The sequence below is a fragment of the Thioalkalivibrio sp. ALR17-21 genome (genome assembly GCF_000420185.1).
GTDB classification, from domain to species: domain Bacteria; phylum Pseudomonadota; class Gammaproteobacteria; order Ectothiorhodospirales; family Ectothiorhodospiraceae; genus Thioalkalivibrio; species Thioalkalivibrio halophilus.
Window position 1 is genome coordinate 23,655 of sequence record NZ_ATUL01000028.1, and the last position, 13,077, is coordinate 36,731.

Genomic DNA, 13,077 nt, shown 5'->3' on the forward strand with positions numbered 1-13,077 from the left:
CCCGGGCCGCGACCATGCGTTTCACCGACGTCTTCATTCAGAAACCGGTTCTGGCCACGGTGGTCAGCCTGTTCATCCTGCTGTTCGGCATCCGCGCGGTGGTGGACCTGAACGTCCGCCAGTTCCCCGAGGTGCAGAACGCGGTGGTGACCGTCAGCACCTCGTATATCGGCGCGGAAGCCGACCTGGTCGAGGGCTTCATCACCACCCCGATGGAGCGCGAGGTCGCCGAGGCCGAGGGCATCGACTACATCGTCTCCTCCAGCATGGCGGGCACCAGCACGGTGCAGGCGCACCTGGAGCTGGACTACGCCCCCAACGAAGCGCTGACCCAGATCTCCGCGCAGGTCGACAAGATCCGCTCCGAGCTCCCGGCCGAGGCCGAGGACCCGGTGGTGGACCTGTCGGTGGGCGACGACGTCGCGGCGATGTACCTGTCGTTCTATTCCGAACAGCTCGACAACAACCAGATCACCGACTACCTCGTACGCGAGGTCCAGCCGGAGCTGTCCACCGTCAACGGCGTGCAGCGCGCCGAGATCCTCGGCGGCGAAGCGTTTGCGATGCGGGCCTGGCTGGACGCCGACCGCATGGCCGCGTACGGGGTCAGCGGGCGCGACGTGCGCCAGGCACTGGAGGGCAACAACGTGCTCTCCGCGGTCGGCCAGACCCGGGGTTCGATGGTCAGCCTCGACCTCACCGCCGACACCGACCTGCAGAGCGTCGAGGAATTCGAGCAGCTGGTACTGTTCGAGGCCGACGGCGACCTGGTGCGCCTGGCCGACGTGGCCGAGGTAGAACTGGGCTCGGAGACCTACGACTCCTCGGTGCGCTTCAACGGTCAGGCGGCCACCTTCATGGGGATCGAGCTGGCGCCGGACGCCAACGCCCTGGACGTAATCGCCGAGGTGCGCGAGGTCTTCGGCGAGCGCGTGGAACCACGGCTGCCGTCGGGGCTGAACGGCGAGATCGTCTACGACTCCACCGACTACATCGAGAGCGCGATCAACGAGGTGCTGATCACCATCGCCCTCGCGCTGCTGATCGTGCTGGTGGTGATCTACCTGTTCCTGGGCTCGCTGCGCAGCGTGATCATCCCCGCGGTGGCGGTGCCACTGTCGCTGGTCGGCACCTTCATGCTGATGCTGCTGATGGGCTTCTCGCTCAACCTCCTGACGCTACTGGCGATGGTCCTGGCGATCGGCATCGTGGTGGACGACGCGATCATCATGCTGGAGAACATCTCGCGGCATATCGAGGAGGGGATGTCGCGCATGGAGGCCGCGCTGCAGGGTGCGCGCGAGCTGGCCTGGCCGATCGTGGCGATGTCCACCACGCTGGTCGCGGTGTTCCTGCCGCTGGGCTTCATCGGCGGGCTGACCGGCACGCTGTTCATCGAGTTCGCCTTCACCCTGGCAGCCACCGTGGTGATCTCGGGCATCGTCGCCATCACCCTCTCGCCGATGATGTGCTCGAAGATCCTGCGCCACGGCGACGGCCAGCGGCGCGGGCGCATCGAGATCTGGCTGGACGACCGCTTCGACGGCCTGCGCCGGCGCTACCGGCGGCGTCTGCACGGGGCCCTCAGCGACCGGTTCACCATCGCGGTGTTCGGCGCCATCGTGCTGGTCTCGTGCTATTTCCTGTTCGTCACCTCGCAGTCGGAACTGGAACCGCCCGAGGATCAGGGCTTCGCCTTCTCCATCATGGAAGGCGACCCGCACATGGGCATCGACTACCTGGAGCGCAACACGGCGCTGACCGACCGCCTGTTCGACGAAATCCCGGAGATGGACAACATCTTCATCGTCAACGGCTTCGGCGGCGGCCCGGGCATGGCCGGCGCGACCAACCAGGCGCTGGGCGGCTTCGTGATGAGCCCATGGGAGGAACGCGAGCGGGATACCGACACGATCCTGGAAGAAGACCTGCAACCGGCGCTGGACCGCATCCCGGGGCTGGAGGTGTTCGCGGTCCAGCCACCGCAGCTGCCGACCCCGGGCGACGGTGCGCCGGTCAGCGTGGTGTTCAACTCCACGGCCTCGTTCGAGGAACTCGAGACCTTCACTGACGAGATCACCGAACGCGCGATGGCGACCGGGCGCTTCATCTTCCTGGATACCGATCTCGACTTCGACAAGCCGCGGGTGGACCTGAAGATCGACCGCGAGCGCGCGGCCCAGCTCGGCATCGACATGACCACGCTGAACGCCGACCTCGCCACGTTCCTCTCCGGGGGCTACACCGGGCGCTTCGCGATGGAGAACCGCAGCTACCGGGTAATCCCCCAGGTGCAGCGCTCCGACCGCCTGACCCCGGAGCAGCTGGAGGAGCTGTTCACCCGCACCGCCGACGGCACGCCGGTGCCGCTGTCCAGCATCGTGACCCTCGAGGAGAGCGTCACCCCGCGCCAGCTGAACCGCTTCCAGCAGCTCAACGCCGTGACCCTGCAGGGCGTGCCGGCCCCGGGCGTGACCCTGGGCGAGGCGCTGGAGCTGATCGACGAGATCGCCGCCGAGGTGCTGCCGCCGGACGTGAACGTGGACTATGCGGGTGAATCCCGCCAGCTGAAGGCCGAGGGCGGCGACCTGGTGGTGACGTTCTTCTTCGCCCTGCTCGTGATCTTCCTGGTGCTGGCCGCGCAGTTCGAGTCGTTCCGCGACCCGCTGATCATCCTCACCACCGTGCCGATGTCCATCGCCGGCGCGCTGATCTTCATCAGCCTGGGCGTGACCTCGCTGAACATCTACACCCAGGTGGGCCTGCTGACGCTGATCGGCCTGATCGCCAAGCACGGCATCCTGATCGTGGAATTCGCCAACCAGCTGCAGCGCCAGGGGCACCCGCTGCGCGAGGCGATCGAGGAGGCCGCCAGCCTGCGCCTGCGGCCGATCCTGATGACCACCACCGCCACCGTGGTGGCCATGGTGCCGCTGCTGATGTCCACCGGCGCCGGCGCCGGCTCGCGCTTCGCCATGGGTCTGGTGATCGCCGCCGGCATGGCCATCGGCACGCTGTTCACCCTGTTCGTGGTCCCGGCGATCTACACCTACCTCGCCCGCGACCACTACGCCGACCGCCTCGCCGCTACCCGGTAAGTTCCTTGAGGATGCGTGCGTGGATGTCGCGGTCCTCGTCCTTGCTCAGCACGAAGCGGATGTAGCGCACCGACTCCAGATGCGGGGTCCGGTGCACTACCGTCTCCAGAGCGACACGCGCCGCGTCCTCGATGGGGTAGCCGAACGCCCCGGTGGACAGCGCCGGGAACGCGATGCTGAAGATCCCCGCCTCCTCGGCGCGCGCCAGGGCCTCGCGATAGCACGAGGCCAGCAGGCGACTGGCCGGCTCGTCACGCCCGTACACCGGCCCCAGACAATGGATCACGTAACGGTTCAGCAGCCGGTGCCCATCCGTTATGACCGCCTGTCCCGGCTCGATCGGCGCCAGCGGCTCGCACTCACGTTCCAGCTCCGGCCCCGCCGCATGGTGGATGGCCCCGGCCACGCCCCCGCCCGGGCGCAGCCAGGCATTGGCCGCGTTGACGATGGCGTCCATGTCGTGCTGCTCGACGATGTTGCCGGTCACGCACTCGATCTTCACTCCCCGAACCACAACCTGCATCGTTCTTCCCCCGTCTTTCCCTGATGTTTTCTACCTGAATCATAGGCCAGCCAGCCGGCCCCGTACACGCCGCCCTCCCCGACCTCGCCCCCGTGGGAGGCCAGCCTCTGGCCGACCCGGCGCTCCGCCAAGCTTCCCTCCCGAGTCCGCAACCTGTCACGTCCGTCCATTGCCACGGCTTTCATTATGGACGATGGCGCAACGAACCTTCGCCTGACCAACGGCTCGAATGTACATGGACATCCCGCTGCTGATCATCGGCCTGCTGCTGCTCGCCACCCTGGCCGCCTTCTTCGCCGGCGTGCTGCCGTATCCCGTCGGATGGATCATCCTCGGGATCGCGTTCATCGGCCGGCTGCTTTATCTGCGGACCCGCGGCGGAAGCTGATACGTTGGTCCCATCGAATTCACCACACGGTTAACGACACGGAGAAGCGACATGAGTGTTCTGGAAGGCAAGGTCATCGCCATCACCGGCGGCGCCGGGGGCATCGGCGAGAGCACGGCGCGCAAGCTGTACGAACAGGGCGCCAGTCTGGTCATCACCGACCGCGAGGCGGGCCCGGTGGAAGACATCGCCCGCTCGCTCGGCGAGCGCGCGGTGGGCCTGGCAGTCGACGTGACCCGGCGCGAGGACAACGAACGCATGGTCGCTACCGCCCTGGATCGCTTCGGCCGCCTTGATGGCGTGTTCCTCAACGCCGGGATCGAGGGCGAGATCGGCCCGTTCGACAGCCGCACCGATGCCGCCTGGGACAAGGTCTTCGCCGTCAACGTGCAGGGCGTGCGCCTCGGCGCGGAGGCGGCCCTGCCGGCACTGCGCCGGGGCAACGGCGGCAGCATCGTCATCACCTCCAGCGTGGCCGGGCTGCGCGGCTTCGGCGGCCTCTCGCCGTACGTATCCAGCAAGCATGCGGTGGTGGGCATGATGAAGTGCCTGGCCGCCGAACTCGGGCCGGAGAACATCCGCGTCAACACCCTCAACCCGGGCCCGGTCGCCAACCGCATGATGGAATCCATCGAGGAACAGGCGAACCCCGGCCACGCCGACGAGGTGCACCAGTCCTTCGAGGCGCGCATCCCGCTGGGTCGCTACGTCAACAACGAGGAATGCGCCGGCATGGCCGCGTTCCTGCTGTCCGACGCCGCCTCCGGCTGCACCGGCAACACCTACGTCGTCGACGGCGGCCTCTGCGCGCAGTAGCCCTGGGCCCTACCCCGTCGCGCGCATGCCCCCGCCTCCGCCACCACCCGGTGGCGGGGTCCAGACGTTGCGAAAGGCCTGGTGGGTGTTCTTCGGCAGGCCGCGCGAGAAGCGCAGCTGAACGCCTCCGTCCGTGCGTACCGCATGGATCCGCCCGCGCTTGAGGCGGTACTGGCGCGCCACGTCCTCGCAGCCGCGCAGAAACGCCCTCGGGGGCTTGCCGCGCCGCGCACGGGCGGTGCCGTCACGCAGCTCCACCGTAAACACCAGCCGTGCGTGCCACAGCATCAGCGCGATGCCCAGGGCCAGCACACCAAACATGAAGAGTAACGTGAGCAGCATAATGGATTGCACGACAGGACAAGGGAAACACTGATCACGTGCGGCTCCGCGGGCGAACAATCGAGCGTCATGTTGACTTCACGGGCCATGGAGTCGCTGGTCAGGGGGCTCCGATATACCCTGCCAGAACCAGCTCCAGCAACACCAGACGGGCCCGAAACGTACGCTCCGGCCAGACAATGGTCAGAGCCGCCAGCAGCCGGGCCGGTTACAGGCTGCGCACGATCCGCTCACTCCCGGATCGCAGCGATGCCACGACCTGATGCGTCTGCTCGGGGTCTTTCGGGCGGGCCACCACGGCCCAGCCGCCGTGCTCCAGCGTACGGCCGACCACCTCGATGACATACCCCTGGTCCAGCCGGATCGCCAGCGCTGCACCCGCCATGAGGCCGAGCAACGCGCCCACACCGATACCCGGATCGGCGAGCATGCCGGGGGCTCCACCACTCCCCGCCAGGAACGCGAACAGCACGCCACCCGTCAGCATGCCGAGTCCACCCATCATGACATGGGCCCTGATCGACGTCCGACGGAGACCCCGGGCCTCGGGCGCAATGGCATGGTTGAGAATAGCGCGCCGCTCCGTCTCGCCGTTGGGCGGCCCCAGCACCGTGATCTGCGAGGCCGTCAGGGTGGAACCGTCCAGCAACGTTCGCGCCGCCTCTTCTGCGCCTGCGCACGAACCGAACAGACCCGCGACCTTCGTTACCGAGCGTTCTCCGAAGAACAGGCTCTTCAGGGTGAACATGATGGTCTCCTGCCAGCCTGCGGCCAGCGGCAAGATGAGTGGTTGCGGCCGGCATGCTGTCCGTCAATGCCTGACCACACTCCCTCATCCTTGACACCCGCCGACCGGAACTCTGTTCGGAAGCGCACATTGATGCCCGACAGCAGCGCTTCGATGACTGCCCCGCAGGGCCTGTGCGGGATTTCAGTGCCAATCAGGAAGGGGGTGCAGTCTGTTTCGGAATCAACCACCTGCGGTGGCCGAGTCCGGCGGCACATCCATGCGCCGCCCGGAAACGCCGGTAAATCAGTGTTTACTTGAATGATCAGAATTTCCGCTTCAGGGGTCTGTTTGCGCCCGATTCAACGTCTATCTTCGGAGAGATTCCGGAGATTATCGTGGTCCGACTCCGTTATTTCCTGTTGTTTCAATGGTTGTTACGGCTGGCAAGGCGGCAGGCTTCTCGCCGGGGGAAGGGGCAAACCGGCCATTCGATTGCTACAGGGAGAACTGGCATGTCAGCAAGACAACAAGTCACGGAACTGCTGCGCAGCGCTGACGTCGAGGTCGGCGGCGAGCGGCCCCGGGATATTCAGGTCCACGACGAGCGGCTGTATCAGAGGATTCTGGCCGAGGGGTCGCTTGGCGCCGGCGAGGCCTATATGGACGGCTGGTGGGACGTCCGGCGGCTCGACGAGTTGTTCTTCCGGATCCTCCGGGCGCGCCTGGAGCGCAAGCTGCGCAGCCCGGCGGTGCTCGGCCGGGTGCTGCTGAGCCGGCTCGCCAATGAGCAGAGTCGAAGGCGTTCGCGGCGGGTCGCGGAGCAGCACTATGACCTTTCGAACCGGCTCTACGAGGCGATGCTCGGACCGACCATGCAGTACACCTGCGCCTATTACGGCCCCGACGGGGCCGACGCGACGCTGGACGCGGCACAGCGCGCGAAACTGGAGCTCATCGCGCGCAAGCTGCATCTGGAGCCGGGCATGCGTGTGCTCGAGCTGGGCGGCGGGTTCGGCGAACTGGCCCGGTTTCTGGCTGCCGAGCACGGATGCGAGGTGGACAGCTACAACATCAGCCGCCAGCAGGTGGAGTACGCGAGGGGGCTCTGCGAGGGGCTGCCGATCGATGTCCGGCAGCAGGACTACCGCGAGGCGGCCAGGGAATCCCGGCAATACGATCGTGTCGTGAGCATCGGCCTGATGGAGCACGTCGGCCCGCAGAACTTTCGCGCCTTCTTCGAACTCGCGCGCTCCCGTCTGAAGCCCAGTGGCCTGATGCTGCTGCACACCATCGGCGGCAACGTCAGCCGCGGCGGCACCGATCGCTGGATCGCGAAGTACATCTTCCCCGGTGGCGTGATCCCGTCCGAGGCGCAGCTCACCCGGGCCAAGGAAGGCCTGTTCGTGCTCGAGGACTGGCACAACTTCGGACCGGACTACGACCGCACCCTGATGGCCTGGGACGCCAATTTCGTCGCCGCCTGGCCAGAGCTGAAACAAAGCGAAGGGCTGGACGAGCGCTTCTACCGGATGTGGCGCTATTACCTGTTGAGTTGTGCCGGCGCCTTCCGGGCGCGGAAACTGAATCTCTGGCAGCTCGTGCTCAGCCACGGGGATCTGCCGCGTTACGAGCCGGTCCGATGAGCAGCGCCGCCCGGGAAGCCCACCGCAATCGGGTGGAGGCGATGGCTGCGGCGCTGGCCGGGTCCGACGGGCCGGTGCGCCTCAGAAAGTCCACCAGCAACCTGTTCAGGCCGCGCGAGGAGGCCCGCCGGACGGAGATCGACGTGGCTTCGCTGAACCACGTGATCGAAATCGACGCCGCGGCCGGCGTCGCCGAGGTCGAGGGCATGACGACCTATGCCGACGTGGTCGACGCCACCCTGCCGTACGGCCTGGCACCGGCCATCGTGCCCGAGCTCAAGAGCATCACGGTCGGCGGCGCGACCACCGGGGTCGGCATCGAGTCGGGCGCGTTCCGCTACGGCCTGGTGCACGACACGGTGGAAGAGCTCGACGTCATGGTGGCCGACGGGCGGGTGTTGACCTGCTCGCGCGAGCAGCGCCCGGAACTGTTCTACGGCTTTCCGAACTCCTACGGCAGCCTCGGTTACGCCACGCGGGTCCGGCTGCGGCTGATCCGGGTGCGGCCTTATATCCGGCTGGAGCACACCCGCTTCCACGATCCCGAGGAACTGTTCGCGGCGATCGCCGAGGAATGCGCGCACCCGACCTGCGCGTTCCTCGATGGCGTGTACTTCGCCCCCGGCGATTTCGTGCTCACCCGCGCGCATTGCGTGGAATCGCCGCCGGCGGACACCGAGGCCAGCGACTACACCTGGATGCGCCAGTACTGGCAGAGCCTGCGCGAGCGGCGCGAGGATTATCTGAGCATCCACGACTACCTCTGGCGCTGGGACACCGACTGGTTCTGGTGCAGCCGGAATGTCGGCGCCCACCTCAAGCCGGTGCGGCTCCTTCTCGGGCGCAAGCGCCTGTCGAGCGTGACCTACCAGAAGATCATGCGCGCCAGCCGCCGCTGGCCGCTGAGCCTGCTCCACGCCGTGCGCCCGCGCAGCGAGGCAGTGATCCAGGACGTCGACATCCCGATCGGCAACGCCGCGGCGTTTCTGGCCGATTTCGAGGCCGAGATCGGCATCCGCCCGGTGTGGATCTGCCCGTTTGTCGTCCCCGAGGCCGGGTTCTCGTTGTTCCAGCTGCGTCCCGATACGGCGTACATCAACTTTGGCTTCTGGGACATCGTCCGCTCCAGCGAGCCCGACGGCTATTACAACGCCCGGGTCGAGGAACTGGTGGCGAAACACGGCGGCAAGAAGAGCCTGTACTCGCGCAGCACCTACGACGAAGCCACCTTCTGGCAGAACTACGACCGCGAGGCCTACGAGGCCCTCAAGCGCGAGTACGATCCCGAAGGGCGCTTTCCCGGACTCTATGAAAAGGCGGTGAAACGGGGCTGAGGCCGGTGTGGCCTCCAGGCGAAACTGCCCTTCGACCCCCGTTCTGTTGCGCGTCGGAAAATCGGGGATGCCCGGACGATCGCCACGATGTTCACCACGATGGCCGCGAACAGCTCGTACACGTTGTGGCGTGGCGCCCGGGCGCAGATGGGTGTTCTTGGGAAGCCCCCGGGCCCTCGTGCGCCTGGAGGCTGCGCCACACCGTGCGCTAGAACTCGATGTCGTAGCGCAGCTCCTCGTCCGGCTGACGCAGGAAGTTGCCCTGCACCAGGTCGACCTGCGACTGCCACAGCAGGGCCAGGCCGTCTACGTCCTCGACATAAGCCGCTATGGTGCGCGCGCCGCTGTCACGGGCCGTATTCAATAGCGTCTCCAGGCGTGTGAGCTTGTCGGCGGCATCGTGCAGCCCGTGGGTCAGGGGGCGGGCCACCTTTACATAGTCCGGTCGCAGGCTGCGCAGGAGCTGGGCCGGTTGCTCGCTGGAAAGCCCGAAGTGCTCGACGGCAATCCCGACCTGTAGATCCCGCAGTGCCTCGGTCATTCGTTCGGCCTGTTCCGGCTCCGCCACAATGTCTTCCTCTGCCAGTTGCAGTACCAGCGCCCGAGCCGGGAGGCCGGCATGCGCAAGGGTGCGACCAAGCCAGGCGGGCAGTTCCTGGTCGCGCAGCGACCCGCGCGAGAGTTTTACGAAGAACACCGAGTCCGGATGGGTGCGCAGCCGGGCGCCCAGGATGTCCACCGCGTTCGCCAGCACCCAGCGATCCAGCGCCCTGTCGAGGTCCACGTATCCGGCCATGTTCACGAACGGGCCGGGTAGCTGGGTGTGGCCTTCCGGATCGCGAATCCGAAGCAGGACTTCGTAGCGCTCGGCCTTATCGGAGCCGGCGATATTGGCGATAGGCTGATATACAAGGAACAGGCGTTGTGTGTGAATCGCCCCGGTAATCACCTCGCGCCAGTCCTCCTGTGCATTACCGCACTCCGGTGTGTTCAGCGTCGGGTCCAGCTGGATGCGATTACCGCCTTACCGAGGCTGCAGCCTCCCTACTGTAGGAGGCGAGCCCTCTCGCCGATCGGACGTATCCAGCGCCCCATAGCCCAGCAGGCTGGGCTCCTACGTATTTAGAAATAGTCGTCCTCGCGCTGATGCCGGAACGCCAGCAGGGTGACCGTCTCGGCATCGTCGATCTCGAACAGGGCGACACAACCCGAGCGGCCAAACGGGATCAGGAGTTCGCGGATGCGGGGGTGTGAGGCGTCGGGCATGCGGCAGCTCAGCGGAAAGCGCTCCAGGAGCGACACCGCCTCGCCGATCGCGGCTCGGGCATGCGCCGCGGCCGGCGGGTCGCGCTCCGCGAGGAAAGCGACAAGCCGCAGGAGATCTTCGCGTGCCTGCCCCGTGAAGCGGACCGAGTAACTCATCCTTGAGACTCCAGCGGGTCGGCTACTGCTTGCTTAACAGACGGTCGAGATCATCGAGCACCGACTGGACCGAGTAGTATTCATCCGTTTCCCGGGCACTGCGCGCGGATTCCAGACCGCGCGCCAGGAACTCCGCCCGGGCCTGTCGCCGGTCAATCTCGTGCCGAACGGCATCCTCGATAAAGGCCGACAGCGTTTCTCCCTCGCCAAGGGCCTGCTCCACCTGATGCCGAAAACCATCGCTGACCCGCAGGGCCGGTAACGTCGTGTTTTTCATGCCGCGTCTCCAAAAAGACCTTCATGGAGTGAATCGCAAATGCAATACAGCGCCCATCAGTGGGCCCGTCCGCACCGCTCGACGCCGCCTGATCCGGCTAATGGGCCACGGGTAACCACTCTGGCCTGTCTCCGTCATTGCGAGGCCTCGCAGAGGCCGCGGAAATCGGCCGTCGCTCGGTACCGCTCGTGGCCCTTGTGACCGACCGCAATGATCGACGATCCGGGGGTGCTGGCCTATACTTATGGCAAACATTGCCAACCCGAGACGCGGAGGCCTCCATGGCCACAATGAACATTTCGCTACCCGATCCCATGAAATCCTGGGTAGAAGAACAGGCGCAATCCGGCCAGTACAGCAACAGTAGTGATTACGTGCGAGACCTGATCCGCCGCGACCGGGAGCGCGCGCTGAAGATCGCGCACCTGCAGGCGCTCACCACGGAAGGCCTGGAAAGCGGTCGTGGCGAGCGAACGATGGAAGAGCTGAAGTTAGCCTCCAGGAACGACCCCGAAGACTAACAGCATGCGATATGCCCTGACCTGCAAGGCGGAAGACGACGTCATCGAGATCTTCCGCAGTAGCGTCGAGCAATTCGGCCTGCAACAGGCAGAGCGCTACCACAGCCTGCTGGCTGCAACCTTCGAGTTTCTGGCGGAAAACCCTCGTGCAGCGCGTGAGCGTAAGGAAATCTCGCCACCCGTTCGGGTTCATCCCGTCGGCGCACACATCGTGCTGTACCAGATCGAAGATGATGAGATCCTGATCATCCGTATTCGCCACGCGCACGAGGACTGGGAGGGAAACGAGTCGTAGGCAATGCGGGGGGACAAGGTCAGATGCCGGAGCCCGCGCAGGATCCTGCTTGCAAGCTCCTTCTGGGCTTTCGGTGTTCTGAATGGGCGATCATCCCGGGAACCGCGCAGCGGTGATCCGAGATCGTGCAGCCGGGTTACTCGTAGTGGCTCCATAAACGGATCACCTTGACCACTCTCGCGTCCTCGAGCACCTGGTACACCAGCCGGTGCTGAATATTGATGCGCCGCGAGTACGCGCCGGAGAGATCACCCACCAGCTTCTCGAAAGGTGGGGGCTTTCGATACGGATCTTCCGCGATCAGCGTCAGCAGTTCGTGTGCCTTCGGTTTCAGGCCGCTGGCAGCCAGCTTCTTCGCATCTTTTTGAGCCTTCCGGGTGTAGACCAACTTCCATGTCACCAATCCAGCTCCTCGTGGCATTCATCCGCCGGGGTATCCATGCCCTCGCGGATCGACTCGCGCATACCCGGCACCGATAGCAGGTACAGGGTCTCCTGAATCGCCGACCAGTCCGACTCGGATAGTAAGACGGCGTTGTTCCGCTTGCCGGTGATGACAATCGGTTCATGAGACTCCGCCGTTTCGTCGATCAGCCGGTAGAGGTTGCTGCGCGCCTCTGTAACCGTAATTCCCGTCATGGCGCACCTCGCAAGTGTGTGGGCTTAGATCAAGAGTACGCCTTGGCGTACGTTCCGTAAACCGTACGGGTACCCCGTCACTGCCAGACACCGCAGAAACTGCGACAACGGGTCGGATCGTTCCAGGAATTATCCTTTCGCCCAGCCTGGAAGGTCATCCCGGAAACCGCGCAGCGGTTATCCGGGATCTCGAGCGCCGGGCCAGGAGCGGACACCAGAGATCCCCGCTCTACGCTTCGCTCCGGCCGGGAAGACGGTCTGCCGCCAGGGAGAAGATGGGTGTCCTCTTTCTCCTTTGGCAGAGAAAATAAATCTGTCCCCGTTTTTTTCGTTTTTTATCGTTTTTTATCGCCTCCACCAGCGCCGCCCACCCTCGCCAGAGCACGGCCCCTCTACCCGGATATGTTGGCAACCGCACAGACCCGCCCTTGACCCTCCGCTAGCGTTGAAGACTCGGTCTACTTCTCCATGAGTGCATGGCAAGAGGCCGAGTTCGAACGCTACATCATCTGGAGAACATCTAATGGACAAGAACCAAGTCAAGGGCCATGGGAAAGAGGCGAAGGGCAAGGTCAAGGAGGTAGCTGGAAAGGCGACCGGCGACAAAAGCACCGAATACAAGGGCAAGGCCGAAAAGCATGCCGGCAAGGCCCAGGCAAAAGTCGGAGATATCAAGAGCGACGCCAAGAAGGACAAGGACTAAACGACTTGGCGAAACGCTCTGCGTACATGTCGGGTCCCGGCTGTTTGTATACATGTTTACGAAATAAATCGGGGCGTTCCTGTTGCCAGGCCTTGAGTGTCTCAACCGGCGTTCGATGCCCCAGCGCTTTCTGCCCGATCTGATGGTTGTAAAGGCGCTGGTAGTCCTGGAGGGTGTCCTTCAGATGTTCTCCCGAGCCGAAGCGCCGGGTCCGCAGCAAGTCGGCGATGCGGCCGTTGAAGCGCTCCACCATTCCGTTGGTCTGCGGCCGTTTCGGCCGGATCAGACGATGCTCGATCCCGTGGTCGGCGCACAGCCGGTCGAACGGGTGGCGTCCGGTGGGCTT

16 protein-coding genes and 1 pseudogene are annotated in these 13,077 nt (G+C 65.3%); 8 read left to right on the plus strand and 9 right to left on the minus strand.

Annotated elements, in window-relative coordinates; genetic code table 11:
* The first annotated feature begins 14 nt into the window (after nt 1–14).
* Complete coding sequence (locus G020_RS0112575) at nt 15–3,098, plus strand: efflux RND transporter permease subunit (RefSeq protein ID WP_024329836.1); 3,084 nt, start codon at nt 15–17, stop codon at nt 3,096–3,098.
* Here the strand turns inward: G020_RS0112575 and G020_RS0112580 are convergent.
* Entirely contained in the window at nt 3,088–3,621 is a 534-nt protein-coding gene (locus G020_RS0112580) for a macro domain-containing protein (protein ID WP_024329837.1), read from the minus strand. The two genes, G020_RS0112575 and G020_RS0112580, sit on opposite strands and share 11 nt — an antisense overlap.
* 235 nt (nt 3,622–3,856) lie before the next feature.
* Between G020_RS0112580 and G020_RS15405 the strand changes: the two genes are divergently transcribed.
* Nucleotides 3,857–4,009, plus strand: a complete 153-nt coding sequence (locus G020_RS15405) for a hypothetical protein (protein WP_196800324.1) — start codon at nt 3,857–3,859, stop codon at nt 4,007–4,009.
* A 51-nt stretch (nt 4,010–4,060) separates the two neighbouring features.
* Nucleotides 4,061–4,825 carry an SDR family NAD(P)-dependent oxidoreductase gene (locus tag G020_RS0112590; RefSeq protein ID WP_024329838.1) on the plus strand — a complete coding sequence of 255 codons (765 nt, stop codon included), beginning with the start codon at nt 4,061–4,063 and terminating at the stop codon, nt 4,823–4,825.
* Nucleotides 4,826–4,834: 9 nt separating this feature from the next.
* Here G020_RS0112590 and G020_RS0112595 read toward each other — a convergent pair whose 3' ends face one another.
* Nucleotides 4,835–5,167 (minus strand): DUF3634 family protein, encoded by a 333-nt coding sequence (locus G020_RS0112595; RefSeq protein WP_024329839.1) that lies wholly within the window; start codon nt 5,165–5,167, stop codon nt 4,835–4,837.
* A gap of 208 nt (nt 5,168–5,375) precedes the next feature.
* Nucleotides 5,376–5,915, minus strand: a complete 540-nt coding sequence (locus G020_RS15550; protein ID WP_231363094.1) for a hypothetical protein — start codon at nt 5,913–5,915, stop codon at nt 5,376–5,378.
* 494 nt (nt 5,916–6,409) lie between these two features.
* Here G020_RS15550 and cfa point away from each other — a divergent pair, with 494 nt between their 5' ends.
* Together cfa and G020_RS0112610 are read left to right on the plus strand one after the other, a co-directional pair.
* Nucleotides 6,410–7,540, plus strand: a complete 1,131-nt coding sequence (gene cfa, locus G020_RS0112605) for a cyclopropane fatty acyl phospholipid synthase (protein WP_029681320.1) — start codon at nt 6,410–6,412, stop codon at nt 7,538–7,540.
* The gene (locus G020_RS0112610) at nt 7,537–8,874 is read left to right on the plus strand and encodes an FAD-binding protein (RefSeq protein WP_024329842.1); all 1,338 of its coding nucleotides are present in this window, start codon (nt 7,537–7,539) and stop codon (nt 8,872–8,874) included. The genes cfa and G020_RS0112610 overlap by 4 nt, the downstream gene beginning before the upstream one ends.
* Nucleotides 8,875–9,082: 208 nt before the next feature.
* Here G020_RS0112610 and G020_RS0112615 read toward each other — a convergent pair.
* The 3 genes and pseudogenes from G020_RS0112615 to G020_RS0112625 all read right to left on the minus strand — a co-directional run.
* Nucleotides 9,083–9,898 (minus strand): annotated as a pseudogene (locus tag G020_RS0112615) (EAL domain-containing protein); the annotation flags it as partial.
* Nucleotides 9,899–9,996: 98 nt separating this feature from the next.
* Nucleotides 9,997–10,296: a type II toxin-antitoxin system RelE/ParE family toxin gene (locus G020_RS0112620; RefSeq protein ID WP_024329844.1), complete on the minus strand. Its 300-nt coding sequence runs from the start codon at nt 10,294–10,296 to the stop codon at nt 9,997–9,999.
* A gap of 22 nt (nt 10,297–10,318) precedes the next feature.
* Nucleotides 10,319–10,573 carry a YlcI/YnfO family protein gene (locus G020_RS0112625; protein WP_024329845.1) on the minus strand — a complete coding sequence of 85 codons (255 nt, stop codon included), beginning with the start codon at nt 10,571–10,573 and terminating at the stop codon, nt 10,319–10,321.
* A gap of 281 nt (nt 10,574–10,854) precedes the next feature.
* Here G020_RS0112625 and G020_RS0112630 point away from each other — a divergent pair, with 281 nt between their 5' ends.
* Entirely contained in the window at nt 10,855–11,094 is a 240-nt protein-coding gene (locus tag G020_RS0112630; protein WP_029681321.1) for a type II toxin-antitoxin system ParD family antitoxin, read from the plus strand.
* Between the two features lie 4 nt (nt 11,095–11,098).
* On the plus strand, nt 11,099–11,389 hold the full coding sequence (locus tag G020_RS0112635) for a type II toxin-antitoxin system RelE/ParE family toxin (protein WP_024329847.1): 291 nt from the start codon (nt 11,099–11,101) through the stop codon (nt 11,387–11,389).
* Between the two features lie 136 nt (nt 11,390–11,525).
* On the opposite strand, the gene G020_RS0112640 is transcribed toward G020_RS0112635, so the two are convergent.
* Both G020_RS0112640 and G020_RS0112645 read right to left on the minus strand, forming a co-directional pair.
* Nucleotides 11,526–11,789 (minus strand): Txe/YoeB family addiction module toxin, encoded by a 264-nt coding sequence (locus tag G020_RS0112640; protein WP_024329848.1) that lies wholly within the window; start codon nt 11,787–11,789, stop codon nt 11,526–11,528.
* Nucleotides 11,786–12,028 carry a type II toxin-antitoxin system Phd/YefM family antitoxin gene (locus tag G020_RS0112645; protein WP_024329849.1) on the minus strand — a complete coding sequence of 81 codons (243 nt, stop codon included), beginning with the start codon at nt 12,026–12,028 and terminating at the stop codon, nt 11,786–11,788. The genes G020_RS0112640 and G020_RS0112645 overlap by 4 nt, the downstream gene beginning before the upstream one ends.
* A 523-nt stretch (nt 12,029–12,551) precedes the next feature.
* Here G020_RS0112645 and G020_RS0112650 point away from each other — a divergent pair.
* Nucleotides 12,552–12,731, plus strand: coding sequence for a CsbD family protein (locus tag G020_RS0112650; protein WP_024329850.1), 180 nt, complete (start codon nt 12,552–12,554; stop codon nt 12,729–12,731).
* Here G020_RS0112650 and G020_RS15095 read toward each other — a convergent pair.
* Nucleotides 12,700–13,077 (minus strand): integrase core domain-containing protein (locus tag G020_RS15095; protein WP_156002761.1); only part of this gene is annotated, 378 nt, incomplete at its 5' end. The two genes, G020_RS0112650 and G020_RS15095, sit on opposite strands and share 32 nt — an antisense overlap.